This window comes from Enterococcus alcedinis, assembly GCF_014635985.1.
Taxonomy (GTDB): Bacteria; Bacillota; Bacilli; order Lactobacillales; family Enterococcaceae; genus Enterococcus_I; species Enterococcus_I alcedinis.
Genome location: NZ_BMDT01000002.1, coordinates 1 through 25,314 on the forward strand (window position 1 = coordinate 1; position 25,314 = coordinate 25,314).

Annotated in this window: 28 protein-coding genes, 1 pseudogene and 1 other annotated feature; of the genes and pseudogenes, 8 read left to right on the forward strand and 21 right to left on the reverse strand. The window is 37.6% G+C overall.

Annotation, left to right across the window (positions count from 1 at the left end):
* Positions 1-562: 562 nt before the first annotated feature.
* Positions 563-1,042, reverse strand: a complete 480-nt coding sequence (rlmH, locus tag IEV09_RS02850) for a 23S rRNA (pseudouridine(1915)-N(3))-methyltransferase RlmH (protein WP_188366765.1) — start codon at positions 1,040-1,042, stop codon at positions 563-565.
* 349 nt (positions 1,043-1,391) lie between these two features.
* Here rlmH and IEV09_RS02855 point away from each other — a divergent pair, with 349 nt between their 5' ends.
* Positions 1,392-2,660, forward strand: a complete 1,269-nt coding sequence (locus IEV09_RS02855; protein ID WP_373281470.1) for a S1C family serine protease — start codon at positions 1,392-1,394, stop codon at positions 2,658-2,660.
* Positions 2,661-2,718: 58 nt separating this feature from the next.
* Here IEV09_RS02855 and ytpR read toward each other — a convergent pair whose 3' ends face one another.
* The 5 genes and pseudogenes from ytpR to pepA all read right to left on the reverse strand — a co-directional run bounded on the left by ytpR (position 2,719) and on the right by pepA (position 5,716).
* Entirely contained in the window at positions 2,719-3,330 is a 612-nt protein-coding gene (gene ytpR / locus IEV09_RS02860; protein ID WP_188366767.1) for a YtpR family tRNA-binding protein, read from the reverse strand.
* 51 nt (positions 3,331-3,381) lie between these two features.
* Positions 3,382-3,789 carry a DUF4430 domain-containing protein gene (locus tag IEV09_RS02865; RefSeq protein ID WP_188366768.1) on the reverse strand — a complete coding sequence of 136 codons (408 nt, stop codon included), beginning with the start codon at positions 3,787-3,789 and terminating at the stop codon, positions 3,382-3,384.
* Between the two features lie 52 nt (positions 3,790-3,841).
* Positions 3,842-4,312, reverse strand: a complete 471-nt coding sequence (locus IEV09_RS02870) for a universal stress protein (protein WP_188366769.1) — start codon at positions 4,310-4,312, stop codon at positions 3,842-3,844.
* 18 nt (positions 4,313-4,330) lie between these two features.
* On the reverse strand, positions 4,331-4,657 hold the full coding sequence (locus IEV09_RS02875) for a thioredoxin family protein (protein WP_188366770.1): 327 nt from the start codon (positions 4,655-4,657) through the stop codon (positions 4,331-4,333).
* A 16-nt stretch (positions 4,658-4,673) separates the two neighbouring features.
* Positions 4,674-5,716: pseudogene (gene pepA, locus IEV09_RS02880) on the reverse strand (glutamyl aminopeptidase).
* A 152-nt stretch (positions 5,717-5,868) separates the two neighbouring features.
* On the opposite strand from pepA, the gene IEV09_RS02885 reads away from it, so the two are divergent.
* The 3 genes from IEV09_RS02885 to IEV09_RS02895 all read left to right on the forward strand — a co-directional run bounded on the left by IEV09_RS02885 (position 5,869) and on the right by IEV09_RS02895 (position 7,056).
* On the forward strand, positions 5,869-6,216 hold the full coding sequence (locus tag IEV09_RS02885; RefSeq protein ID WP_188366771.1) for a PepSY domain-containing protein: 348 nt from the start codon (positions 5,869-5,871) through the stop codon (positions 6,214-6,216).
* A gap of 216 nt (positions 6,217-6,432) precedes the next feature.
* On the forward strand, positions 6,433-6,621 hold the full coding sequence (locus tag IEV09_RS02890) for a type II toxin-antitoxin system HicA family toxin (protein ID WP_188366772.1): 189 nt from the start codon (positions 6,433-6,435) through the stop codon (positions 6,619-6,621).
* Between the two features lie 57 nt (positions 6,622-6,678).
* Entirely contained in the window at positions 6,679-7,056 is a 378-nt protein-coding gene (locus IEV09_RS02895; RefSeq protein WP_188366773.1) for a type II toxin-antitoxin system HicB family antitoxin, read from the forward strand.
* Positions 7,057-7,151: 95 nt separating this feature from the next.
* Here IEV09_RS02895 and pepV read toward each other — a convergent pair whose 3' ends face one another.
* The 15 genes from pepV to IEV09_RS02970 all read right to left on the reverse strand — a co-directional run bounded on the left by pepV (position 7,152) and on the right by IEV09_RS02970 (position 22,602).
* Positions 7,152-8,561, reverse strand: coding sequence for a dipeptidase PepV (gene pepV, locus IEV09_RS02900; protein ID WP_188366774.1), 1,410 nt, complete (start codon positions 8,559-8,561; stop codon positions 7,152-7,154).
* 265 nt (positions 8,562-8,826) lie between these two features.
* Entirely contained in the window at positions 8,827-10,011 is a 1,185-nt protein-coding gene (locus tag IEV09_RS02905; protein ID WP_188366775.1) for an acetate/propionate family kinase, read from the reverse strand.
* A gap of 68 nt (positions 10,012-10,079) precedes the next feature.
* Positions 10,080-11,087 (reverse strand): class I SAM-dependent methyltransferase, encoded by a 1,008-nt coding sequence (locus IEV09_RS02910; protein ID WP_188366776.1) that lies wholly within the window; start codon positions 11,085-11,087, stop codon positions 10,080-10,082.
* Between the two features lie 196 nt (positions 11,088-11,283).
* Positions 11,284-11,751 (reverse strand): competence type IV pilus minor pilin ComGG, encoded by a 468-nt coding sequence (comGG, locus tag IEV09_RS02915; RefSeq protein WP_188366777.1) that lies wholly within the window; start codon positions 11,749-11,751, stop codon positions 11,284-11,286.
* Positions 11,729-12,166: a competence type IV pilus minor pilin ComGF gene (gene comGF / locus IEV09_RS02920; protein ID WP_188366778.1), complete on the reverse strand. Its 438-nt coding sequence runs from the start codon at positions 12,164-12,166 to the stop codon at positions 11,729-11,731. The genes comGG and comGF overlap by 23 nt, the downstream gene beginning before the upstream one ends.
* On the reverse strand, positions 12,156-12,479 hold the full coding sequence (locus tag IEV09_RS02925; protein ID WP_188366779.1) for a hypothetical protein: 324 nt from the start codon (positions 12,477-12,479) through the stop codon (positions 12,156-12,158). The genes comGF and IEV09_RS02925 overlap by 11 nt, the downstream gene beginning before the upstream one ends.
* Entirely contained in the window at positions 12,451-12,891 is a 441-nt protein-coding gene (locus IEV09_RS02930) for a type II secretion system protein (protein WP_188366780.1), read from the reverse strand. The genes IEV09_RS02925 and IEV09_RS02930 overlap by 29 nt, the downstream gene beginning before the upstream one ends.
* On the reverse strand, positions 12,888-13,178 hold the full coding sequence (locus IEV09_RS12815; RefSeq protein WP_188366781.1) for a prepilin-type N-terminal cleavage/methylation domain-containing protein: 291 nt from the start codon (positions 13,176-13,178) through the stop codon (positions 12,888-12,890). The genes IEV09_RS02930 and IEV09_RS12815 overlap by 4 nt, the downstream gene beginning before the upstream one ends.
* Positions 13,178-14,158, reverse strand: coding sequence for a competence type IV pilus assembly protein ComGB (gene comGB / locus IEV09_RS02940; RefSeq protein WP_229731657.1), 981 nt, complete (start codon positions 14,156-14,158; stop codon positions 13,178-13,180). Before comGB ends, IEV09_RS12815 begins: the two co-directional genes overlap by 1 nt.
* A gap of 32 nt (positions 14,159-14,190) precedes the next feature.
* The gene (gene comGA, locus IEV09_RS02945) at positions 14,191-15,102 is read right to left on the reverse strand and encodes a competence type IV pilus ATPase ComGA (protein WP_188366783.1); all 912 of its coding nucleotides are present in this window, start codon (positions 15,100-15,102) and stop codon (positions 14,191-14,193) included.
* Between the two features lie 200 nt (positions 15,103-15,302).
* Entirely contained in the window at positions 15,303-17,177 is a 1,875-nt protein-coding gene (locus IEV09_RS02950; protein WP_188366784.1) for an acyltransferase family protein, read from the reverse strand.
* Between the two features lie 485 nt (positions 17,178-17,662).
* Entirely contained in the window at positions 17,663-18,538 is an 876-nt protein-coding gene (locus tag IEV09_RS02955; RefSeq protein ID WP_188366785.1) for a YitT family protein, read from the reverse strand.
* 129 nt (positions 18,539-18,667) lie between these two features.
* A complete protein-coding gene (aspS, locus tag IEV09_RS02960; protein ID WP_188366786.1) occupies positions 18,668-20,437 on the reverse strand; it encodes an aspartate--tRNA ligase in 1,770 nt (589 codons plus the stop codon).
* A gap of 1 nt (position 20,438) precedes the next feature.
* On the reverse strand, positions 20,439-21,737 hold the full coding sequence (gene hisS / locus IEV09_RS02965; RefSeq protein ID WP_188366787.1) for a histidine--tRNA ligase: 1,299 nt from the start codon (positions 21,735-21,737) through the stop codon (positions 20,439-20,441).
* A 48-nt stretch (positions 21,738-21,785) separates the two neighbouring features.
* Positions 21,786-22,002: a binding site (T-box leader), on the reverse strand.
* Between the two features lie 135 nt (positions 22,003-22,137).
* The gene (locus IEV09_RS02970) at positions 22,138-22,602 is read right to left on the reverse strand and encodes a hypothetical protein (protein ID WP_188366788.1); all 465 of its coding nucleotides are present in this window, start codon (positions 22,600-22,602) and stop codon (positions 22,138-22,140) included.
* 167 nt (positions 22,603-22,769) lie between these two features.
* On the opposite strand from IEV09_RS02970, the gene IEV09_RS02975 reads away from it, so the two are divergent.
* From IEV09_RS02975 to IEV09_RS02990, 4 genes are all read left to right on the forward strand, one after another.
* Positions 22,770-23,576, forward strand: coding sequence for a hypothetical protein (locus tag IEV09_RS02975; RefSeq protein WP_188366789.1), 807 nt, complete (start codon positions 22,770-22,772; stop codon positions 23,574-23,576).
* Positions 23,577-23,785: 209 nt separating this feature from the next.
* Positions 23,786-24,094 (forward strand): hypothetical protein, encoded by a 309-nt coding sequence (locus IEV09_RS02980; protein WP_188366790.1) that lies wholly within the window; start codon positions 23,786-23,788, stop codon positions 24,092-24,094.
* Positions 24,073-24,666 carry a sensor histidine kinase gene (locus tag IEV09_RS02985; protein ID WP_188366791.1) on the forward strand — a complete coding sequence of 198 codons (594 nt, stop codon included), beginning with the start codon at positions 24,073-24,075 and terminating at the stop codon, positions 24,664-24,666. Before IEV09_RS02980 ends, IEV09_RS02985 begins: the two co-directional genes overlap by 22 nt.
* A complete protein-coding gene (locus tag IEV09_RS02990) occupies positions 24,647-25,255 on the forward strand; it encodes a response regulator transcription factor (protein WP_188366792.1) in 609 nt (202 codons plus the stop codon). The genes IEV09_RS02985 and IEV09_RS02990 overlap by 20 nt, the downstream gene beginning before the upstream one ends.
* The last annotated feature ends 59 nt before the right edge of the window (positions 25,256-25,314 follow it).

The window sequence follows — 25,314 nt, forward strand, 5'->3', positions numbered from 1 at the left end:
GATGGCTACCGCATTGAAGTTAAACGCGCGAAATAATTTTGATTCTTGTAAAAATAAACCTGTCGATAATAGTCGACAGGTTTATTTTTTTAGTCTTCTAACAGCCTTATTTATGATAAAGTTCTGCATATCGGTAATAAGTGAGGTTTTCTATCTATTATAAAAACTGGACTTTATATTTTTAAAAATAACTACCTTACAATCAACTCTCGTCAAAAAAGAGGGCTCACCGTAATAAATCCAGCGAACCCTCTTTTTCAATTTATTCTTTTTACTTATCCCAGAAGAATGTCCATTCTCCTAATTGTTCCCCTGCATTCACTCATTTAGATAGTTGGTAAGCATCAATTGTTCCTAGAATAACTAAAATCAGACCTCCGAAAAAAGGTACAGATGAATCCATAGTAATTTACTCACTTCCTTCTTCATTACATTTCCCTCTCCTCAACCTTCCTTTATAAAGTAAAAAGACCAATCACCGTTTAAGATGATTGGTCTCAAAATAATAATATATAATTGAAATTCTAGTTGTTTCTTAAAGAAAATTTGGGTAAAAACCTCATCATTTGTGATAAGGCTCTCCCCGATTTATCCGGAAGCAGCGATATATCTGCTCAACCAACACCAATCGCATCAACTGGTGTGGATAGGTCATTTTGCCAAATGAAATCTGCGCGTTGCTGCGTTTTAGCACGCTGTCGCTTAAGCCGAGTGATCCACCGATGACAAAAACGAGTTGGCTTTTACCTTGGATACCGAGTTGATTGATTTGTTGGGCGAATGCTTCACTTGTTGGATTCTTGCCATCGATGGCTAAAGCGTAGACGTATTCTTGGTCTTTTATTTTGGCTAAGATGCGCTCGGCTTCTTTTTCTTTGACTTGTAGCATCTCTAATTCACTTAAGTTTTCAGGCGCTTTTTCATCGGGAACTTCTATTAGTTCCATTTTGGTATAGGCTCCTAGGCGTTTGACGTACTCATTGATGCCTTGCACGAGATACTTTTCTTTCAATTTTCCAACACTTATAATTTTTATATTCACTTTCTCACCTTATTCTTTCTTTTTCAGTAAAGTTTTTAACAATGTTATGCACACTATACACAGGGTTATCCACAAAAAACAAGCATATCAGGCTTGTTTTCAAGCCTTTTCTGATAAGAACACCTGTTTCTTTTAAGTTACTCACATTATCCACAACCCTGTGTATAACTCGTTCAGCACTTACACACAGAGTTATCCCATTTTTATTCTCATAATTGTTCTGTTTTTTTTCATTAATTTTCAAATTTTTTAGCGCAGCTTTTTCATAATTTATTCAAACTCTATTAGTAGACTAATCCTTGAAAGTAATACTATACTATAGATAATGAATCAACAAGGAGGAATTCTGATGTCAAGAAAAAATGGTTTCTTTAAAAAATTTGGTATTGGACTGGCTGGTGGTGTTCTAGGTGGGATACTTGCTGTAGGTAGTTTCTATAATTTTTCAGGTACGTTATTTAACAATAATGGAAATGAAACACCTACAACTGAAACAACGGTTAATTCAAATAACAAAACCGAAGTCAGCAATATTAAAGTCAACGCGACAAGTGATGTCACTAAAGCAGTTGAAAAAGTTCAAGATGCGATCGTTTCCGTTATTAACTTACAATCAACACAATCAAATGATTTAGAAGATATTTTTGGAAATCCAGAAGTCAATGGCGATGGTGATGGCGAGCTGCAAACCGCTTCTGAGGGTAGTGGCGTAATTTATAAAAAAGATGGTAAAGATGCATATGTCGTAACGAATAATCACGTAGTCGAAGGACAAAAAGGCTTAGAAGTTATGCTAAAAGATGGTTCAAAAGTTCAAGCTGAACTGGTTGGTACGGATGCCTTTACCGATTTAGCCGTCTTAAAAATTCCTAGCGAAAAAATTGAAACAGTGGCAACTTTTGGTGATTCAGATTCACTAAATGTTGGTGAGCCAGCTATCGCAATCGGTTCACCGCTTGGTTCTCAATATGCGAACTCTGTGACCCAAGGGATTATCTCTTCTTTAAATCGTCCAGTTCAAAGCACAAATGAAGCGGGTGAGCTTGTAAGTATCAATGCCATCCAAACCGATGCAGCAATTAACCCAGGGAACTCTGGTGGTGCGTTAATTAACATCGCTGGTCAAGTAATTGGAATTAACTCAAGTAAAATTGCAAGTTCTGCTGGTTCTGGTGTAAGCGTTGAAGGAATGGGCTTTGCGATTCCAAGTAACGATGTCGTTGCTGTTATCAAACAACTTGAAGACAAAGGTCGTGTCATTCGTCCGGCACTCGGTGTGACAATGAGTGATTTAGCAAACATTTCCGTTCAACAACAACGCGAAATTTTAAACTTGCCTGAGTCTGTCGATAGTGGTGTCGTGATTCGTTCCGTTGCAGGTGCGACACCCGCTGAAAAAGCTGGGCTTGAACAATACGATGTCATTACAAAAATCGATGGCAAAGACATTACGAACAGCACTGAATTACGCGCAGCTTTATACAACAAAAAAGTCGGCGATTCAATGGAAATTACTTTCTACCGTGGCGATCAAGAGAAAACGGTAACCGTTGAATTATCTGTCGATCAATCAATTTTACAACAAGAGCAACAACAACAATTAGAACCAAATCAATAAAAAGAGTAAAAAAGGAAATGACGCCAACGAATGGCTCATTTCCTTTTTTTATTCTCGATTATTGACCAACAGCAAAAGCTGATCCGACAACAGCGTCTTGTGGTAACTCTAAAATCCCACGTTTCATTGATGCATTTGCTATGTTTAATTCTTTTGCAGAGCAAACCATGCCGTAACTTTCTACGCCACGTAATTCACCTGGCCAAATTAATAAACCATCGGGCATCATTGCGCCTGGTTTTGCAACAACAACTTTCAATCCTTTACGAATATTGGCTGCGCCACAAACGATTTGTAACACTTCACCATTATCGACTTCGATTTCAGTTACTGATAGATGATCACTATCTTCATGTGGGACACATGTTTTCACAAATCCTACAACAAATTTTGGTGAGTCATCCTTTTCTAAAATATCTTCAAATCCAGCTTTTTGAATCATCTCGTTCAATTGTGCCAATTGAGCATCATTGATTTGAACTTGACCGGTTCCTTCGATTGTCATCGCTTTTGAAATTTCAAAGAAGTTCCAACCAATCACACGACCGTCTTCTGTTTTCAAACGCGCAACGTTTTCACGACGTTCAACTGTTTGTTTCATACTCTTATCATCCGCCGTTACGACCATTAATGTGTCACTCACGTACTTTGGGTTATATGCAAAAATCAAAACTCATTCCTCCTAATTGTTTTCCTTGCTCATTGTATCAGAATTTCACTTTTATTTCATTACTTCCAATTTAAATAAAACAGTGTCTCCTGATTTTAAAACTAAATCTTTTGCGCCTTCTAGAGCCATTTCACCATTCAAATCGTACATCCAATATTTTCCAGCAGACTCATCTTGTGATTGACCATCAATACTATTGATAAAGCCATCTTGGTCTTCAATCTCAAAGTTGGCAGCCATCACATCATATAAGACATCGCCTTCGTTGAATGAAACTTCTTTGTTTTCAACTTCTTTCCCATCAACTGTAATCACAATGGTTGCCGTCGTTTGGGCAATTGCTTGACTGGTTGAGCTTTCATTTGAACTTGTGCTCTTTGTCTCAGGTGTGTTTGTTGCACAGCCACTAATCGTTAAGACACCTAAAATTGTTAAGAATAGTAAATTCATTTTTTTCATTGATTGTCTCTTTTCCAACAAAAAAGCCGATAGATTCGACTTTTTTGTTTGTTTATTTTGTTGATTCCGATTCATTTTCCGGTTGAGTAACGACTAATACATCACAGGGCGCTTTACGAATCACATAATTGGCTACACTACCTACCATCATCGTTTCGACACGATTCAATCCAGATTGACCGACCATAATCAAATCAATCCCATGCTTTTTCGGCAATTCGATAGCGAGTACGCTTTTGGCTTGTCCAAAAACTAAATCTTTGGTGACTTTTGAAAAATTCACCGATTCGGCATACAGTCGGCAACGCTCTAACAAGTCATTTCCATAGGTCATTTGCTCTTCAATGTACTCATTTCCTAGTGGTGCAACCGTTAAGGCGGTCGTCATTTGTTGTTCAATGATCATTGTCACAATCACTTCGCCCTCATTTCTACGGGCAACTTCGACTGCTTTACGAAAAGCCTCCATCGCATGTTCTGAACCATCGACACCGACTAAGATTTTTTTGTAGGTTTGTTCCATTTGATTCACGCTCCTAATTTATGATTTGTTTACTGATAAATTACGGATAAATGTGGCAATCTCTTCTTTTGTTTTACGCTCTTTATTGACAAGTCTTCCTAGCTCTTTGCCGTCTTTAATCACGACGAAGCTTGGAATACCAAAAATTCCCCACTCTACACACACATCGATAAAAGCATCGCGATCGACTTCAATCCATTGATACTCTGGAAATGATGCTTCCAATTCTGGCATCATTGGATGGATGTAGCGACAATCACCACACCAGTCTGCAGTAAAGAAAAAGATATTTTGGCCTTTTTCAACATAAGTAGCTAATTCTTCTAAATCTTTAGGAATAATCATTAAATCTATTTCTCCTCTATTTACCAGCAATAATTGTATCAACTGTTGATTTATCTAAGCCTTTTAAGATCTGAATTAGCATTTCACGTGCCGCTTCAAAATCTTGGATGCTAAACATGGTTTGATGCGTATGAATGTAACGGCCAGCAACACCAATTACTGTACTTGGAATCCCTTCATTCGCCATGTGAGCCGCGCCTGCATCGGTACCACCTTTTGATACGAAATATTGATATGGAATCTTATGTGTCTCCGCCGTATCAAGTAAGAACTCTTTCATCGCCGGTAACATAATCATCCCTGGGTCAAAAATACGTAAAAGTGTGCCTTCACCTAAATGACCAAAAGTACCGTTTTTCGTCACCGTATCGTCCGCAGGTGAACAGTCAACTGCAAAGAATAAGTCCGGTTTGAATTTCGTTGCCGATGGACGAGCGCCACGTAAGCCTACCTCTTCTTGAACGTTCGCTCCAGCAATCAGTGTGTGATTCAACGTTTCGTTTTGTAAGGCCTCTAACGCCTCTAAAACAAGGGTACAACCATAGCGGTTATCCCACGCTTTTGAAATAATATTTTTCCCATTCGCTGTTTTGATGGTATCAACCAATGGAACAACGGTATCACCTGGGCGTACGCCATATTCGATTGCTTCTTCTTTTGATTCGAAACCTGCATCAAACAGAATATCTGTAACTTCAACGCCCTTTTGAGCCGCGCCACCACGCATTAAGTGCGGTGGAACCGAAGATGAAATACAAGTATATTTTCCTTTAGCTGTTGTTAATGTATAACGTTGAGCCGATACTACGTAAGGATTCCAGCCACCTAAAGGCGTAACTTTAAATAAGCCACGGTCGTGTGAGCAGCAACCATAATTCTTGGCGCATCTTGTTGCGCGTGTTCGCGAATACCAAAGATACCACCTAAGCCATCTTGCTCGATACGATCGACTAGCGGCGTCATCGCTGTACGCATATAATCACGAACTTCGTGTTCAAAACCACTCGTTCCTTGAAGTTCCGTTAATTCTTTAATTCGTTGAAATGTTTTATCGTTCATTTAGTCGTTTGATTAAGATCAAACATTCGCCTCCTTAAATTCTTTACTACTTATAGTATAACTCAATTTTTACTTGTTTTGGTCTTTTCTTACTCGTTTTTTTTAGACTATGGTAAAATAGAGTTAAATAGAAAAGTAAGGAGAAATTGTCTATGTCTAAAGAACGTCACTTTTCACCTTTAAAAGCCGGTTTGATTATCGGTGCAAGTATCGGAGCGGCCGCAGGGATTTATGGCACGCTATTCGTTAAAAAAAATCAAACGATTAAACCAGATCAAATTTTAGCAACAATCAAAAAAGCCTTTCTAGCAGAAGGTCCAATCGAAGGCTCATGGATTGAACATGATCCCGTTTTTGTCGATCACATCGTCCAAGAGTCCAAAGCTTACAATGGTGGTATCGTCCGCTATGAAGGCGATGAACTCGTTGTTTATGAATTTTTAGCCGATGCTGATTCTGGTGCCATTTTGAATATTACTCAGTTGGAATCACAAGCGTAAGCAAAGGAAGCGTGTCGAAAGTCGATTTTTTTCTGAGAATTTAGTGCATTTTTTCAAAAAAGCAGACTTTTTCATCCGTTTATTTTTCAGATGTTTATATCATAAAAAAGGTGCTGTGACTTGTGTCGCAGCCTTTTTCTATGCGTTCTTTTTAACGATTCCTATTGATTGACCAATGCGCATAAAATGTGTACAATCAATGTCAGAGGTGAGTCCATGCCAATAACTTCTAAACAGATGGTTAAGTTACTTAAAAAACATGGATTTAAAGAAGTAACACAAAATGGCAGCCATCTCAAATTGTTCAATCCTTTAACGGAAAAAACAACGATTGTCCCTATGCATAGCAAGGACTTAGCCAAAGGATTAGAACAAGCCATTCTCAAGCAAGCAGGTCTGAAATGACTTGCTTGTGTCGTAACGAAAAAAACTGATATGCATTGAAAGGAGATTGAAACTACTATGTTAGTATATCCAGCTATTTTTATCGAAGACGGTTCATATATTGTTGTTTCATTTCCAGATATTCCGGAAGCAATGACTCAAGGCGAATCCATTGAACATGCCTATCAAATGGCTGAGGAAGTTTTAGGTCTCGTTCTAGAAGACAAAAAAGATTTCCCTAAAGCTTCAACGATTTCAACTGTGCAAAATGATTATCCTGACGCTACGATTGCTTTAATCGGAATTGACCTTGCGGCTTATCGTCGAAAATATCACTCTAAAACTGTCCGGAAAAATGTTACTGTTCCCGAATGGCTCAGCGACATGGCAGAGTCTGAACGCATCAATTTCTCTCAAACCTTAACAGAAGCCTTGAAACTAAAGTTAGGAGTCTAGCAAAGTCTAGGCTTCTTTTTTATTTTCCACACAAAAAAAGGTTGCTTGGAATTCACACCCAAAACAACCTCTTCGTTAAAAACTCTTAGTTATTTTTATTTTGCCAGACGATAAATTGCATCAGCGTAAATAACTGCCGCTCTGAATAAATCATCTAAGCTCATAAATTCATTCGCTTGGTGCATCGTGTCAGTGAAACCTGGGAACATCGCGCCAAAAGCAACCCCACGTTTTAGTAGACGGCCGTACGTACCACCACCAATAATTTGTTCGTAGCCTTTTTCACCAGTATGTTCTTCATAGACGGCTAATAAAGTTGACACTAACGGATCTTCCATTGGTACATAGTGTGGACCAGAGTGTTTTTCTTGTACATCTAGTTTTGTTACGTATTGCCCAATTGATTGTTCAATTGCCGCTGCCATTGTTTCTTTGTCGGTACCTTGTGGGTAGCGGAAGTTGAAGTTAATATACGCACCTTCTTCTCCTGCGATAAACTCAAATAAACCAGCATTCATCGTTAGTTTACCCATCTTCTCATCATTGTGAGCCGCGCCTAATTTTTCACCATAAACGTCTAAATGAATATGACTAGCTGTTGCAATAAAGTTTTTCGCGCCACCAGCAAAATCAAAATCTTCTAAAAAGACAGCTAAGTACGTTGCTGCATTAATTCCTGATTGTGGGTTCGCTCCATGTGCGCTCTTACCGATTAATTTAATGTTTACGTTTGCCGCATCAACATCAGCGGTTCCTGAAATTGGATTTTCTTTAACGTAAGCATCAAAAGCTGTTTTTAATGCATTGGCTGCTTCATTTGATGGTGTCACAATCGTTGCAATCGCGTCTTGTGGAACCATGTTCGGACGTAAACCGGCTTTAAAGTTGATTAATTCATATGTTCCGCCATTGGTACTTTCAAAATAAGGAGCAATAGAGACATTCCCTTTTTCACCATTGATAATTGGGAATTCCGCATCTGGTGCAAAACCAAAGTCCGGCATTGCTTCATGTTCAAAATAATAATCCATGTCTTTCCAAGTACTCTCTTCATCAGATCCTACAACGAAACGGATCTTTTTAGAAACAGGTAAGCCTAGCTCTTTAATAATTTTTAGTCCATAATAAGCCGCCATACTTGGGCCTTTATCATCTGAAGAACCTCGCGCATAAATTTTGTTATCTTTAATTACTGGAACATAAGGATCAGTATCCCAACCATCACCCGCTGGTACAACGTCCATATGACCAAAGATTCCTAAAATTTCATCGCCTTCGCCGTATTCAATGTGTCCAGCGTAGTTATCAACATTTTTAACGATAAAGCCATCACGCTCACCGTAAGCTAACATATGTAATAATGCATCACGCGGTCCAGGTCCAAAAGGAGCGTCTGCTGTTATTTTATCGTCTTCTCTTTCACTTTTTACTTTTAAAAGCTCGATTAAATCGTTTAATAAATCATCTTTACGCGATTCAACTTCTTGTTGCCAATTGATTGTCATATGATTTCCCTCCAAATAAATTTTCTATTATTATCATACCACTTCTACTTTTTAAATGGGGTGTTTTTAATAAATTAAACCCACTTTTCCTTCGCTATTTCGCTAAAAACACGATAGTTTCCAACAGCCTTTGAATCTTCTCAATAAACGATTATCTCCAATATTGACAGTCACACATTTCAAGTTCAAAAAAGAATGCAGTCCTTTTAATCACAAAAAAAGTCAAGTAACATAAATGCTACCTGACTTTTTTTATTTATCTCAATTAGCTACGTAACGCTTCAACGTCACGAGCGATTACTAATTCTTCATCTGTTGGGATCATGAAGACTTTAATTTTTGATTCTGGTGTTGAAATGACAGTATCTTCACCACGTTTTGCATTTTGTTCTGGATCGATTTCACAACCAAACCAAGACATACCGTTAATAATTTGCTCACGGATTGCTGCATCATTTTCACCAATTCCAGCAGTAAAGACGATAGCATCAACACCGTTTAGCACAGTTACGTAACTACCGATATATTTACGGATACGATCAGCAAAGATGTCTAATGTCACACGAACTTCTGGTTTGTCGCTGTTTGCTTCTAAATCACGCATATCACTTGAGATACCTGATAAGCCTAAAAGACCTGATTTTTTGTTTAATGTATCAACCATTTCGTTAATGTTTAAATCTAATTTTTCCATTAAGAATGGTAATGTTGAAGCGTCGATATCACCTGCGCGTGTTCCCATGGTAACACCTGCTAATGGCGTGAATCCCATTGAAGTATCAACAGAAATACCACCGTCAACCGCCGTGATTGAAGCACCGTTTCCTAAGTGGCAAGTAATAATTTTTGTTTCTTCAATTGGTTTACCTAACATTTCAGCTGCACGTTGCGCAACGAACTGGTGGCTCGTACCGTGGAAACCATACTTACGTACTTTGAAATCTTCGTAGTATTCTCTTGGTAAAGAATACAAGTAGCTTACTTCTGGCATTGTTGCATGGAATGCTGTGTCAAATACGGCTACACTAATAATTTCAGGCAATAAGTGTTTGAACGCTTTGATTCCCATTGCATTTGCTGGGTTATGTAATGGCGCAAATTCCGCTAAATCTTCAATGTTTTTTAGCACTTCATCATCAATGATAACTGAACGATCGTAGAATTCTCCACCATGAACGACACGGTGACCAACACCTGTGATTTCATCGTATGAAGCTAAGATTTTCAAATCGATTAATTGATCTAATAACATTTTAACCGCAACATCGTGATCTGCGATATCAACGATTGTTTCGTATTTTTGATCTTCACCGTATTTAATTGTAAAAATTGAATCATTTAAACCAATACGTTCTACGATTCCTTTTGCGACAACTGTTTCTTCTGGCATAACATATAGTTGCCATTTTAAACTTGAACTTCCAGCATTAATTGCAATTGTTTTAGACATTTTTTGCTCTCCTCAATAGTTGTTTTATAATTTAATTTCGTAAATAAATTTACGATTCGTGCACCGTTTTAAAAGTTTTTTTGCTTCCAGTCAGTGACTTCTTTAAAGAAGTGATTGATAATTTGCGGATCTTTCAAACTTGCCAATTGTGCAACAAGAATCTTATCTGCTTGTTTAGCCAATGTTCCTTTATTTTGTAAAATGACAATACTTTTACGAGAAGCCTCATTTTTGAATAATTCATCTGGTAATTGGATGATGCCTTGTAAATAAGCTGTTTCCCCTAACCAGTTTTTGAAATATTCACTTTGTTCGCTATCTAAAAAGTTACTTGGTAATAAAAAGAATCCATAGCCATTTTGACGAACTTGCTTCATTGCCTGTTCAACTAATAAATGGTGGGCATAGCTATGTCCTTGTTTTGACGCCATCGCAAAAGGATAAGCAATACTATCAACTGGGTAATAACCCACTGGTAAGTCACTTACAGCGACATCTACAACATCTGGCAACTCTTGCTGTAATGCATCTTGATGTGAAAGCGTTGCTTGCGTGTTCATCCATTGATTATTTGCTTCTGCAATTTCAATTAACAACTCGTCGTTATCAATGCCAATGCCGCGAGCTTCATAACCTGACAATTTCAAATTGGTTAATAAAGTAAAGAGCAAATTCCCCGTTCCAACTCCAACATCCAATATTGTTAACGGCTCTTTTTTATCTGTATAGAATTGTGCGATTAAATAAACAAATAAAAAACCAATACTATCTGGCGTTAATTGATGATTGGCTTGAACCGGTTCGTTTTGTGTTCCTTTTAAAAGTAATAACTGCGCTAATTTTCGTATGTCTTCAGGTTCTAGTTTCTCTGCTTTTAATTCTCGATAAATCGCTTGTAACTTCTCAACAGTTTCTGCATCTGGGACATCGCTAATCACTTGCACATTGTATCCATCTAAAATATTGCCTACTTGTTCAAGATAGGCTTCAAAAAAAGAAGTTGTTAAGGCATTTTGCAACAGTTCAATGGCTTCTAAATTTAAATGAAAGTTTTTTTCTACACTTTCCACTGACATAAGGCACCTCTTTTCAATAATCACTATAACAACTTTTATTCCTGTTTAATTTTATCTGATTTGACCTAAATAATCAACCCGTTCCACCTGTGATTTTATTTTTGTGAATTGATTCTTCGGAAAACGCTGAAAAGAATGATAAAAAAGTGAGTAATACGCTTTTTCATCATTCTTTTATTTTCATTCTTTTCACGATTCATTCGATTTCACCAATCGATTCAATCCTCGATTCGTCTGTACTATTTTGGTTATAAATCTGTACTCCTTCATTAGACACAAAATCTCGTCCATCCGAAGATTCACCTTGTTTTGAATCATTCGTTTCTTCTGTTATCAATAGCTTTTCTTGATACGTTTGTTGGTGTTTTTTCGTTTTTGAGACAAGTGATAAGATCGTTTCTTTTTGAGTAAATGTTACACTGCCAGTAGAATAATAGTACGTCCCACTTACTGGCCTCTGCGCTTTCGGGATTGCTAAATACTCGGCTAAAAATAATTCTTTCATAATCGCCATTTTGTAATATTCTGAATGACGATTCGCTGTAAAGACCGTCAGCTGATAATTTTCAGCAAGTGATAAATATAAAAAAGTCAATATTCCGAGTGTCGCAATCGCTACGACCATTAGACTGCCACGGTACTTATGGGATGGTCCATTTACCAACTTTTTCCACTCCATTCAAAAAGCGCACCGTAAAAAGAATCGCATCACCCTGACGATCAAAGGTAATCGCCTGGACTTGCGTTAGTATCGGTTCGGTGCCTCCATTATTACTGAGATAAACATATTTTTTATTCGAACTGTATTTAATTGCTAGCGTAACAACCTTTCCTTCATGCAGTTCCTCGCGCTCAAAAATTAGTGCGGTAGAACTCATATCCCTAAACGTTCCTTTCTCCGTTATTTTATCAAATTGAATCAAAAAAATTTGCCATTCTAATTCTTCCCGACTCTCAACCCGCTGGAAAATCTGCTGACTCTGGGAAAATACGCCAGATAACATCAAAAAGAATAAACTAATAAAAAACAAAGAAATCAAACATTCAATCAATGTAAAGCCATGATAATTATTTCTCACGGTAGATACCAAACTCTTGTTGTCCAAACGTAATTTTGGCAGACGGTGAGTCTTGCAAACGATAACTGACTTGATATTTGCCATTTCGGTGAATGATTCGTTGTTCATCAGATTTGTTCATTTTACGCCCCTCCACGACTTCTTCGTATAGAACGCGATACATTCTCGATTCAATCATTTTATTTTCAATATCTACTAAAAAAGCCACTTCGCCTTTATAAAAAAACAAGATAGCAAATGTGATCACACCAAACGAAAGTAGCGTTTCAATTAAAATAAACCCTTTATGGTTTGTTCCTGATTTCTTTTTCATAATGCCCCTTACCAAACAAAAAGTTATAAGAAACTTGAATTTTCTTTGCATCCCAATCAACGAAGAAAGAACGCATTTGTCCTTTATCACCGGTACCAATCGCAAAATTCATTGGTGGAAAATTCGAAACGCGTAGTCCTTCTGGCACTGGTAAATCAAAGGTCTGTTCTCCCACAATAAAATGAATTGTACGACTACCTTCCCCTCGCCCCATAATCACACGATCTTGCTCAACGAAAGAAGCTTGGTGATTCAGCAAAATATGCTTATCTAATTTAGTGAAAAAATGCCGAATTGCTAATTCTTGTTCAAGGTTTTTCGTTATCACGACACTAAAGGTTACTATTACACTTACCAAAGTTAAGACTAAGAGGGATTCAACAAGTGTGAACCCAGCAAATTTAGGCTTCATCGCTTGCCTTTAATTTCTACTTCATAGAGTTCTTTTTGCTTCTCATCGGTAAATAAACCCGCCTCTTCCTCTAGGGTTAAGGTTCTCCCTTTTTCAAATTCGGCCAATTCAATTTGCGTTCGCATCGTTGCAACAATCGCTTTGTCACTTTCTTCCATTGCTTTCGTTTTTGAGTTTCCTAAATTCGGGATAAATAACAAAACCAACACACTAATAATCAAAATTACAACCATCATCTCCACTAAAGTGAATCCGTCATGTAACTTATTTTTTATTTTTTCAAACATCAAATCAATCCTCCTATATTTCCGTAAATCGGTAAAAACATCGCAACATAAATCATCACAATGACGATAGCAATCAATAAAAAAACGATTGGTTGGACCCATTTCAGTGTTTTTTCGACTTTTTGAATTAGTTTATTCAATAATAACTGATGGTAAATTAATAGTTCTTCCCCTAACTTGCCTTTTAACTCACCTTGGAAAACAATAAATGAAAACTCTGGTGTTAAAAATGAATACTGTGGTAGTTGTTCAGTTAAAATAACACCTGAACGTAAGCCACTATTCAATTCATTGGCAAGTGCTACCATCAGTGATTGCTGAGGCAACTGGATTAACGTTTCTAGAATTTGCTTCATTTCAAGTCCTTCACGAAATAGTTTTCCCCACTCTAATGCAAAATAACTTGTTTGATAGAGACAATACCAGGAGCCGACTAAGGGAAATGTACTCCAATAATGCGCACGTTGTAAAAATGATTTGCGCTTCAACCATTGATGGTGGACCAGTACCAATACGAATCCAAATAATAAGATTAATAAGAAAATCATTGGACTATGGGTTAAGAATAAAATGCCCCAATGATCCGTTTGCACCATATTTGAAGCTAGTAATTGCGGTAATAAAATCCAGCGCATGCTAAGCAACATCCCCATCGAAAAAAGGAGTAAGACAAAAGGATACGTCATCACTTTTTGTAATTCTGTACGCTGATGTGCCACGAGTTGGTTATTGTTCAATAAATTTTGTAACGTCTCAACTAAATCTCCATGAACTTCAGCTAATTGTATTTGTAGCACTTCCTGTTCAGAAAACCCTATGACATGAAAGCATTCACTTAGTGATTTCCCTATGGCTAACCCTTGTTGGATGCCTGCTAACAGTTCATCAGAGAACTGTCGACTTCGCAGCATGACTTGTAAACTTTCTTGTAATCGAAAGCCATTCCCTAGTAACAAAACAAACATTTCTAAAATCGCCAATCGCGCCTTCGATTTTCTCCTTGAAAATGGCTTCATAACTCACCGTCAACATTCGGCCAAATCCATGATTTACTCGATCCTTGCTCAAAAAAGAAGTCATACGCAAACAATGCTTTCATCTCAGACTGCTTTGTTAAAAGTAATTGTTGATAAATTACGCCCATTAAACAATTGTCTAATTCGCTACTTTCACCCACTAAATCGACTAATCGACTTCTTGTTTCATTGACGCCTTTCGCATGGATGGTCGCAAAGACTTTATGCCCCGTCAAAGCCGCTCGAATTGCTGCCTTAGCCGTTAATGCATCTCTAATTTCGCCAATAATTAAGACATCTGGGCGATGACGTAAGGCCAACTTAATCAATTGATCGTAATTTTGTTCAATCTTATCATTCGTTTGCAATTGCAAAAAATCGGGTTGCTCGATTTCAACCGGATCTTCAATCGTAATGACTTGTCCATCAATTTGTTGTGCTAAATGATACATAAATGTTGTTTTCCCTGAGCCAGTTGGACCGCTAAACAAATATAAACCATTTTTTTCATGAATATTTTTTTCAATCAATGTGACATCTTCCGGACAAAAATAACCTAAATTCTGGAGATTAAAGTCATGTAAAAATCGAATCACTAAACTCTCCTTCCCGCGATAATCTCCAACGGTCGATAAACGTAAGCGCGGCTGACACGTTGGTAAAGGATACGTGATTGCACCTAATTGTGCTTTTCTTTTCTCACCGACATCCATTTCACCTAAATATTTAAAACGTGCTATTAATTGCTGGGCAACTTCCACACTGACCTCGTCTTCAAAAGGAATCATCTGTTGATCTCTTCGATAATAAACCGATGCCTTTTCATTTAGAAAATAGATATATAAATCTTGCATGCGTTCTTCAATCCCATAGGCAATTAAATCATCTGAAATCGTTTCAATTTGCATCCAACTCTCTCCTCTCATAAATAACTTTACGCAAGATTCATTCATATTTTTTTGAACAAAAAAATAGACTGTGACAAAAGCCACAGCCCATTTAATATTCGATTGATCAAAAGTGATAAAAGTTTACTCTTTCGAAAAATTTAACTACATTCAGTTGCTCAGAACACTGCAGCATTTGTTACACTAGCTTATCAAATGTTCTATTCTTTCAATATTTCTTGTGCAATTAATGAAGTATAAGCATCTAAGCCAATCTCATTGGGATGAACACTATCTTCTCTAAACCAAGTTACTTGCCCTTGGCTACTGTCATACCAGTCAATCAACGTCACATTTTCATACTTGGCTGCCATATCTGCTAATAGACGGTTTACGTCATTTTGCCAACGTTGAGTTGGAACAAAGACATTGACTAAATAAACTTTTCGATTGCCCAAGACTGCCATTAGTTGCTCAAATTGTCCTTGCGTTGCCGTACCATTTGAACCCAATCCTAACAATACGGTATCTTTTAACAACCCTTTATCTTTCAACTTCTGTAAATCTTCTACACTATCGTACAATTGGCGTCCGACAACTGCATCAACAATAATATGAGGGAAGACTTCTTGTAAGTTCAATGTCGCGCCTAACATTACCGAATCACCAAACGCGGTTATTTCCAATTGTTTACCTCGTATGACTTGTTCTTTCGTCAATTGATAGCGAGTCATGATTTGTTGCATTTCTTCTGTTGGTGACTCATTATTTACTGGCTTTTCATTCACTTTTTCTTCTGGTTCTTTAGGATTAATCAACGTATCTTTCGCAGCATTTGTATTCTTTTCTACCGCCTCTTGAAACTCTCGTTGTTCTTGCGTAATCAGATTGGCAGGTGCTGTCACAATGCCAAATAATCCGATTAAAACAACGACTGTCACTAAACTATATTGAATTTTCTTGCCCGTACTCATCGGCTCTTTTAACGTAATAAAAAATTGTTTCAATGTGTCAAAACGCCATTTAATTTTATTTTTTTCAATAAAACGATAGGACAGTTCACTCAATCCAAAAATCAAAATGAGTTCAATGACTGTATGCAACCAGACATTTTCAGCAATATTTTTTACTTTTGCCTCATAAAAAATCATAACTGGAAATTGATATAAATAAATACTATAACTTCGTTGTCCTAAGTAGCTAAAAATTGGATTCGTTAGCCAACGATTCCAATTCGCACCTGGGTGTGCAATCGTCGCAACTAATACGAGCGCTGCCAAACTAATCAAATAAAGACCACCATAATACACAAACGAATAACGCGCATCTAAAAAGAAAAAAGCGAGAATTAATGTAGATAACGAGATACCTCCTGCGAGATTCAGAACCCTTTTTGCTTGAATGGGGATTTTTTCGCTTAGTTGAGTACTCGGCCATAAAAATGCGAGAAGACTACCGAGCCAAATTGAAAACAGACGTGTATCAGTCCCATAGTAAACACGAGTCGGGTCACTGCCTGGTTGGTATAAAATCGCCATTAGGATTGCCGATACAAGGGTACCAATGAAGAGAAATTTCGCAATATTTTGTTTTTTAGGGACGAATTTCATTAGTAGGATAAATAAAATTGGCCAAATCAAATAATTTTGCCCTTCGACTGCCAATGACCATAAATGGGTGAAAGGCGATTCATTATTAAAACGATCAAAATACGACATCCCATTACTGATTTGCCACCAGTTATTTACATAAGTTAGACTACTCAAAAAAATGGCTCGTAAATTATCGAGTAAGTTTCGTTGAAATAAAGTAATGTAGGCTGTCGACCCAAGCAATAGCGTAACCAAAGCAGGATAGAGTCGTTTAATCCTTCTTACATAAAATGATTTTAGGTCAATTCTTCCATTTGATTGCCACTCTTGTCGTAATAAATCAGTAATTAAATAACCTGAAATGACAAAAAAAACAGGCACACCTAAATAACCACCGCGCATTTTTCCAGGCATTAAATGATAAAATATCACACCAATAACGGCTAACGCTCGTAAGCCATCCAGTCCTGTGATATATCTTCTTTTTTTCTGTTGATTTTCCATGGTGCTTCCCTCTTATCTCAGCAATTTCTTCTTTATCTATCATGCCATAAAAAAGCAAAAAAATCTCATTCAATTTGGCTCTTTAGGAAAAATTAATGGATTCATTTTTTACAGCATCGGTAACATTTAAGCGCTTCTTGCTTTAGCTTCCTAAGCAAAAAAAATAGTAGGGTGTTCGACCCCTACTAAAAATTCAGTATTAAGTAAATAATTTTTACTACACACTTTAAAAAAACCTTCGATAATCGGTATTTCTAAAGCTGACATTCAGAAATAAGCCAATTTTGGAAAAAATGAAAAAACCATTTTCTTCCCAGATACTTGCTTATTTTTCATGTCAAAACGCTTTACAAATAACCTTGTTCGAATCAGTATTGATTGAGCAGTGACTCGGTAATAAGCCTGAATCTTTTTGAAAGTAAAAAACACTTTCAAACGATTCTTTGCTTATTACTCGTCACTAACACTCAATAAATAACCTTGTTCTACAAATCTTCTTCGTAAAATCGGCCTAGTATTTGAACGTTTTCGGAGATGCTGACGAAGGATTTTGGATCGTTTTCTTTCATGATTTGTTTTAATATTGGTAACTCAAAGCGGGTTACAACGGTGATCAAGACTTTCTTTTGATCATGACGGAACGCGCCTTCTGCTTCGTTAATGATTGTAATCCCACGACGTAAGTTTTTATGAATGCCATGAATGACGGCATCTGCTTCTGAAGTGATAATCATGACTTGCATTTTCTTTTGCTTCGTATAGACGGCATCCGTCACTTTACCACTAATAAAAATTGCTAGCGCGCTATATAATGCCGATTGCCAACCAAATAAAAGACCAGCTGCAACCATAATCATTGAGTTAAAAATAATCGATAGTGAGCCAATTGTTTTCCCCGTTTTCCGACGTATCGAAATAGTGATAAAGTCGAGTCCTCCTGATGAGGAATTGCTTTTTAAGATGTAACCGTTAGCTGCTCCTAATAATACACCACCAAAAATCGCATTGATCGTCGGATCGGTCGATAGGACTTGATTGGGGATAATCTGCATGAACAATGACGTAAAGGCTACCGTCATCCCTGTGTAAAGCGTAAATTTCGGGCTGATTTTATACCAACCTAATAAGAATAGTGGGACATTCAATAAGAGTAATACAATAGATAATGGTAATTCCACGCCAATCATTTGTGTCGATAATCGACTAATAATTTGAGCAATTCCCGTGACCCCACTTGAGTAAATATTTCCTGAATCATAGAAGAAACTGACTGCCACTGCTGCTGCGATTGCATATACAACGGAGGTTGAAGCCTTTGCCGCATATTTTGACCAAGGAACCTCCTGAAACCATCGAACCATTTTTTTATTAGCCTCGCTTTATATCAATTTTTTTATCATATTCATTATACGCTTTTTTATTAAAAATAAAACAAGCAATTGGTACAAATGAGGATTTCTCCCCAAATGCACCAATTGCTTAATCAAATCTTATTCTTGTTCGACAGTTACATCGATACCTAATTCAAATAATTGTAATGGTGCGACTGTGCTTGGCGCTGAAGACATTGGATCCATTGCACGACCATTTTTAGGGAAAGCAATCACTTCACGAATATTCTCTTCACCTGCAAGTAACATCACTAAGCGGTCTAGACCTAACGCGATACCACCGTGTGGCGGGAAACCGTAGTCTAATGCATCTAATAAGAAACCAAATTGGTTTTGCATTTCGCGATGTGAGAAGCCTAATGTTTCAAACATTTGCTCTTGCAATTCACGAGTGTGGATACGTAGCGAACCGCCACCTAACTCGTAACCATTTAAGACAATATCGTATGCTTGTGCATGAACTTTGCTTGGGTCTGTCGCAAGTAAGGCAATATCTTCTTCTTTTGGTAACGTGAACGGATGGTGAGCAGAAACAAAACGGCCCGCTTCAGCATCGTGTTCAAATTGTGGCCAATCAATCACCCATAGGAAATTGAATTGCTCTTCATTGATTAACTCTAACTCTTGACCAAAACGTGAACGTAACGCACCTAAAGCTGCAGAAACAACTTCAAAGCTATCGGCACCAAACATTAATAAGTCACCGACTTCAGCATTTGTTGCAGTAATAATATCATCTGTTGCTTCAACTAAGAATTTCGCGATTGGGCCTTTTAAGCCGTCCTCTTCCACTTTTAACCAAGCTAAACCTTTGGCACCGTATTGTGCAACAAAAGTTCCTAAGTTGTCCATGTCTTTACGTGAATATTTCGCTGCAGCACCTTTGGCATTTAACGCTTTGACAACTCCACCATTTGATAGAGCCATTTGGAAGACTTTAAAATCAATGTCTTTCACTGTTTCAGAAAGATCAATTAATTCCATATCAAAACGTGTATCTGGTTTGTCGCTACCGTAACGGTTCATCGCATCTTGCCAAGAAATACGTGGGAATGGCGCTGTAATGTCTTGCCCTTTCACGTCTTTCATGACTTTGACTAACATTTCTTCCGTCATTGTTTGAATTTCTTCTGCCGTTAAGAACGTGCTCTCAATATCGACTTGCGTAAATTCAGGTTGACGGTCGCCACGTAAATCTTCGTCACGGAAACAACGAACGATTTGGTAATAACGGTCAAAACCAGCATTCATCAATAATTGTTTAAAGATTTGTGGTGATTGTGGTAAAGCGTAAAAATGACCTGGGTGAACACGCGATGGGACTAAATAGTCACGCGCGCCTTCTGGTGTTGATTTCGCTAAGTATGGTGTTTCGATATCTAAGTAATCTTGGCTATCTAAATATTCGCGAATCGAACGTGTTGTTTTCGCACGCATCATAATGTTTTGTGTCATGCGCGGACGACGTAAGTCTAAGTAACGGTATTTCATACGAGACTCATCACCAACATTGGCATCATCTTCGATTGGGAAAGCTGGTGTTTTCGCTTTGCTTAAAATCGTAATTTGATCAGCCATTACTTCAAATTCGCCGGTTTTCATTTTCGGGTTAACAGCTTCTGGTGCACGAGCAATCACTTTTCCGCTAATTTCAATCACGTATTCGCTACGACAAGTATCCGCTGTTTCCCATGCTTCTTTTGATAATTCTGGGTTAAAAACAACTTGAACGATGCCTTCACGGTCACGTAAATCGATAAAGATTACGCCTCCTAAGTCACGACGCTTTTGCACCCAACCTTTTAATACTACTGTTTGTTCTAAATGCTCTTTTGAAACTAAGCCATTATAGACTGTTCTTTTAGCCATTTTATTCTCCCTCTTCTTTCGTCATCTGGTCATAAACTGCACCAAAATCTTCGTAAATTGCCGTTAATGGCACTTGAATTTCTTTACGTGTCGCCATTGCTTTGACGTTAATCATACCTGACTCTAATTCACTTTCGCCTAATGTTAAAACGAGTGTCGCATTTAATCGATCGGCTGTTTTAAATTGACCTTTCGCTTTACGGTTTAACACATCACGATCGGCTGAAAAACCTGCTTGGCGAATTTTTTGAACGACTTTTAACGCCTCAAGATTGACTACTTCACCAAGATTGACTACGTATGCATCTAATTGGTGGCTCGTTGGTAACTCGACACCTTCCGCTTCTAAAACAAGTAAGACACGTTCCATCCCAATCGCAAAACCAAAGCCTGGCGTTTCTGGTCCACCAAGTTCTGCGACTAATTGATTGTAACGACCACCGGCACAAAGGGTATTTTGTGCACCCAATCCTTTAGCGTCACTCATGATTTCAAAAATCGTATGCGTATAATAATCCAACCCACGAACCATATTACTATCGATTTGGTAAGGAACTTCTAGCGCATCAAGCATCGCTACCACTTCATCAAAATGCTTTTTAGCCGGTTCACTTAAATAATCCAAAATCGATGGCGCATCGGCCACAAATTGCTTATCACGCTTGTCTTTACTGTCTAACACACGTAATGGATTTTCATTTAAACGACGTTGCGAATCTTCACTTAATTCGTCTTTCAACGGTGTTAAATAATCGATTAATGCTTGACGGTAATTTTGACGCGTTTCAGGATCACCTAATGAGTTGATGACTAAATGAAACTCGCTCATGCCTAATTGTTCAAAATAAGCCAACGCCATCATCATCGTTTCAACATCAGTTGCTGGATTTTCAGAACCAAATGCCTCTACCCCAATTTGATGGAACTGTCTTAAGCGGCCCTTTTGTGGACGCTCGTAACGAAACATTGGGCCAGTATAATAAACTTTGTATGGTTTTGTATATTCTGGTCCGAATAATTTATTTTCAACAAATGAACGAACAACGGGTGCTGTGCCTTCTGGACGTAAAGTAATGTGACGGTTTCCTTTGTCATAAAAATCATACATTTCTTTCGTCACGATATCACTTGTATCACCTACACTGCGCGTAATCACTTCAATGTGCTCAAACATCGGTGTGCGAATTTCTTGGTATTGATAGTCACTAAACAATAAACGAGCCGTCTCTTCAATAAATTGCCACTTCTCGATTTCTCCTGGCAAAAGGTCAGCTGTGCCTTTTGGGCGTTGATAACTCATACTCTTTCCTCCTTATAAAATAAAAAAAACGCCTTATTTCTCTACAGAAATAAGGACGCAATCATCTTCACGTGGTACCACCTAACATTCGAAAGTTCGACAAAACAGAACTTTCCTCAAACGATTAACGCTCGTACACGAAGAGGCTTTTCTTCCTCTCATCTCCAGATTGTCTTTCCGTCGTTTTCCCTTGAATAACTCTCAGCCACGGTTATTCTCTCTAATAAGTCAAAAACAGACATACTCGATCCTTCATCGATTTTCTTTAATAGTAGTTCCAACATTACAAGAAAATTCCATGAAAGTCAAGTGAATCTTTGAATAATCACTAGAAGATAACGTAACAAAAGGATGCTCTTTCGAAAAACGACACGAAGTTCTCAGAGTAAAGCAACTTTTTTCACATCGATTCTTTTCGTTGGAAATAAAAAGCAAGATAAAAGATTGCGGTTAAAAGACACAAACCACTTGACCAAAATCGCAAATTCTCTTGGAATAAAAACAACCATAAAATGGCAACAATCGTTGGAATATTAATCTTCCCTTTAAAGAACAGTTGCTGTTTACTTTGATAGACAAAAGCAAGTATGTGAATCACTAAAACTACCGCCAAAACCGTCCATAAAATCAAGACGTTTTGATTACCCCTTAAGTTCATTCCACCAAAGGTTCCCATGTGGACATCGACGGCTTCTGGCACAAGAAAAATCGGTAAATTAGCAGCCACTAACGCCAACAAAACATTTAATAATGCAAAACCAATCGGATACGTTTTCTTTTCCTTCTTCAAATAGGCATTCGTATACAAATAATTCATCGTCCATTTGCCTTTGACATAATCCAACAAATTCGTTTGTTTATCCATGGTGATCCTTCCTTTCGGTGAATGCGCGAGTCAATTATTCCTAACTTTAGTATAAACGATGACTGCTTGACTTTCATGAGTAAAACTGGAAAAACAGACGTTTCCTCTAGACTTCTAACAACCATCATTGTTATGATAATAGTATCATAATCAATGGAGCTGAAATCATGAAAAAAGGCTTACCTACCGCAATTTTAATCTTATCGTGGGCGATTATTACTGGCCTATTACTCGATTCTTTTTCTGTTTTTTCCGTTAATAACGATGGACTATTAGCGATTGGTCTAAGCTTATCCTATTTAACGATAGGCAGTTTCATTTTCTTGCAATTAATCAATCAACCTTTTAGCGATTCTTTTGTTTATCTAACAACGTCACTCGCCTTCTCCTCACTCTTATTGCATGCCAATCTTCCTATATACTATGACTTAGGCGTTTTTTTCTTATGTCTTTTCCCATTTTCACTTTTGTTCTTTCTTTATGCTTTTATCCAATCAAATCATCCCACGAAACTGATGAAGCGCTTGGTTCTTCTTGCACTCCTTGGTGGCTTCGTTGCTTACTCTTTTTTTATCAATCAATGGACTCAGCAAACATTACTTCTTTTCTTTCTTTTTTCAGCCGTCCTCTCACTACGAATGATTCAACAAGAAAAACAATTGTTTTTTGATCGATTCACGTTTCAGTTATTACGTATCGGAGTCGTTGCTAGTTTTACGCCCTTAATCTTTCTTTTCACTCGTTCTTTCTTTTTTACAAATATCGTTAATTGGCGTCTTGCTTCTATGACTGTCTCGCTATTTATTTTCCCCACAGTGATTGTTTTTATTTTGATTCATCAAAAAATGTTGAAACTTCCTACGCTAATTCTTGAATTTTTTATTTTACTCTTCTGCTGCCTATTAATTGTTTCTGTTTTTCAAATATTACCAATTTCAAGCTCTACAAACACAGCCATCTGGTTACGAGTTTGACTTTTACTATAATCAGAAAATGGCACACCCTTCAACGGAAACAACTGCAGCAGCAACAACGAACACTTTCAAAAGAACAAAGCGATTTATTGAATCAAGTAACGTATTCTGATTTTTTGCATAATGTCTCTACACTTCTAACTAGTCGTTTATGCGAGCTGACTCAAAGTGAAAACTTTTTATTTTTGACTCAAAAAAAGAATGAAATCATGACACTAAGTCAAAAGGGCTGGCTCACGAAAGAAGACGTAATGCCCCTACTACCTGATTTCTACACAACTTCCAAAGTTGTTGAGCGAAACAATCAATCATTCAAAGCTTTACGTGTCCGACAAGCCGAACAGATACTGTGGCTGTTTTTTGAACAATCGTTAGACAATGCTTCTGATGTAGAAATCACCGCTTTTCTTCAACAATATTCGGTGATTACCAAAACGGTTCGTCTGTTACACGATGCACAAAAACAAACTATACGCATTACTTACATGACGAGGTGTTGCAAACGATTATTGCGTTAAATACCTTGATGCACCAACTAGAAGGTGACGCAGAAATAATGGAACTAATCACACTCGAATTTACTAAATTGATTGCATCGATTCGAAACGAGATTTTCAACACGGCACCTTCGACCTTGTATCATATTCCATTCGAAGACAACGTGGCCATTTTAATCCAGGATTTTAACCAACGCTATCCTGATCGCCATTTTCAATTGCGCCATCGCGTCTCACAACAACCGCCAGAATTTGTCATCGCACCAATTTATCGTATCATCAAAGAATTAAACGAAAACAGCGCCAAACATGCACACGGAACGCTCGTCGAAACAACGCTTGAAATCACAGCCGGTAATTTGACACTAACCGTTGAAGATGATGGTATCGGCATTGCTTCCTTAGAATACTTAGAAAAAGAGCTGATTCATAAAAAAGGGCATATTGGCTTGCTTTCGATTAAGAATGATGTCAATTGGCTAAATGGGACATTTGAAATGATTCCATCTGAAAAACACTCTACTGGAACAAAGATCAAAACGACAATCCCTTTAGAAGTCATGGAGGTTACAAATGAAAATACTATTAGTTGATGATCATTATTTAATCGGAAAAAGTTTAGAACTCACTTTGAATAAATACGAAAGCGTGACGGACTTTAAACATTTGATCGACCCATCTTTAACGCTTGAAACTGTCAAAAAGTACCAACCTTCCATCGTCCTGATGGATATTCATATGGGCGAATACAATGGTATTGAACTGGCTGAACAAGTCATCGCAAACTTCTCAAGTAAAATCATTTTCCTGTCAGGCTTTAATTTAGTCGAATACCATGAACAAGCACAAGCGATTGGTGCCTATGGCTTTTTCAGTAAAAATCTACCCATTGACCAACTGATTACCCAGCTTGAAAAAGTCCATTTCGATAATGTCTTCGTTTTTCCAAAAGAGAACGAGCAAGAACGGCTTTATCGCAGCTTAAGCCCACGTGAAAAAGAGATTCTACAACTGCTCGCACAAGGCGTCAAACAAACAGCGATTGCTGATGAATTAGCGATTAGTGATCGAACGGTCCGTAACCATATTTATACGATTAACGAAAAACTAGAAACAACTTCGGCTTTAACTTCCGTCATCAAAGCGATTGAATTAGGAATCGTTCGAGTGAAATTGCAATAATATTTTCGAAACATTTCGGTGATTTGTGCTAAACTAAAGGTACTACTAATCCAATTTAA

Excerpts from the sequence above, each read along its gene's own strand:
- IEV09_RS02855 (WP_373281470.1), top strand. The coding sequence starts at position 1,392 with ATGTCAAGAAAAAATGGTTTCTTTAAAAAATTTGGTATTGGACTGGCT.
- IEV09_RS02865 (WP_188366768.1), bottom strand. The coding sequence starts at position 3,789 with ATGAAAAAAATGAATTTACTATTCTTAACAATTTTAGGTGTCTTAACG.
- IEV09_RS02870 (WP_188366769.1), bottom strand. The coding sequence starts at position 4,312 with ATGGAACAAACCTACAAAAAAATCTTAGTCGGTGTCGATGGTTCAGAA.
- IEV09_RS02875 (WP_188366770.1), bottom strand. The coding sequence starts at position 4,657 with ATGATTATTCCTAAAGATTTAGAAGAATTAGCTACTTATGTTGAAAAA.
- IEV09_RS02885 (WP_188366771.1), top strand. The coding sequence starts at position 5,869 with ATGTCTAAAGAACGTCACTTTTCACCTTTAAAAGCCGGTTTGATTATC.
- IEV09_RS02890 (WP_188366772.1), top strand. The coding sequence starts at position 6,433 with ATGCCAATAACTTCTAAACAGATGGTTAAGTTACTTAAAAAACATGGA.
- IEV09_RS02895 (WP_188366773.1), top strand. The coding sequence starts at position 6,679 with ATGTTAGTATATCCAGCTATTTTTATCGAAGACGGTTCATATATTGTT.
- pepV (WP_188366774.1), bottom strand. The coding sequence starts at position 8,561 with ATGACAATCAATTGGCAACAAGAAGTTGAATCGCGTAAAGATGATTTA.
- IEV09_RS02905 (WP_188366775.1), bottom strand. The coding sequence starts at position 10,011 with ATGTCTAAAACAATTGCAATTAATGCTGGAAGTTCAAGTTTAAAATGG.
- IEV09_RS02910 (WP_188366776.1), bottom strand. The coding sequence starts at position 11,087 with ATGTCAGTGGAAAGTGTAGAAAAAAACTTTCATTTAAATTTAGAAGCC.
- IEV09_RS02925 (WP_188366779.1), bottom strand. The coding sequence starts at position 12,479 with ATGAAAAAGAAATCAGGAACAAACCATAAAGGGTTTATTTTAATTGAA.
- IEV09_RS02930 (WP_188366780.1), bottom strand. The coding sequence starts at position 12,891 with ATGAAGCCTAAATTTGCTGGGTTCACACTTGTTGAATCCCTCTTAGTC.
- IEV09_RS12815 (WP_188366781.1), bottom strand. The coding sequence starts at position 13,178 with ATGTTTGAAAAAATAAAAAATAAGTTACATGACGGATTCACTTTAGTG.
- comGA (WP_188366783.1), bottom strand. The coding sequence starts at position 15,102 with ATGCAAATTGAAACGATTTCAGATGATTTAATTGCCTATGGGATTGAA.
- IEV09_RS02950 (WP_188366784.1), bottom strand. The coding sequence starts at position 17,177 with ATGGAAAATCAACAGAAAAAAAGAAGATATATCACAGGACTGGATGGC.
- IEV09_RS02955 (WP_188366785.1), bottom strand. The coding sequence starts at position 18,538 with ATGGTTCGATGGTTTCAGGAGGTTCCTTGGTCAAAATATGCGGCAAAG.
- aspS (WP_188366786.1), bottom strand. The coding sequence starts at position 20,437 with ATGGCTAAAAGAACAGTCTATAATGGCTTAGTTTCAAAAGAGCATTTA.
- hisS (WP_188366787.1), bottom strand. The coding sequence starts at position 21,737 with ATGAGTTATCAACGCCCAAAAGGCACAGCTGACCTTTTGCCAGGAGAA.
- IEV09_RS02970 (WP_188366788.1), bottom strand. The coding sequence starts at position 22,602 with ATGGATAAACAAACGAATTTGTTGGATTATGTCAAAGGCAAATGGACG.
- IEV09_RS02975 (WP_188366789.1), top strand. The coding sequence starts at position 22,770 with ATGAAAAAAGGCTTACCTACCGCAATTTTAATCTTATCGTGGGCGATT.
- IEV09_RS02980 (WP_188366790.1), top strand. The coding sequence starts at position 23,786 with ATGACACTAAGTCAAAAGGGCTGGCTCACGAAAGAAGACGTAATGCCC.
- IEV09_RS02990 (WP_188366792.1), top strand. The coding sequence starts at position 24,647 with ATGAAAATACTATTAGTTGATGATCATTATTTAATCGGAAAAAGTTTA.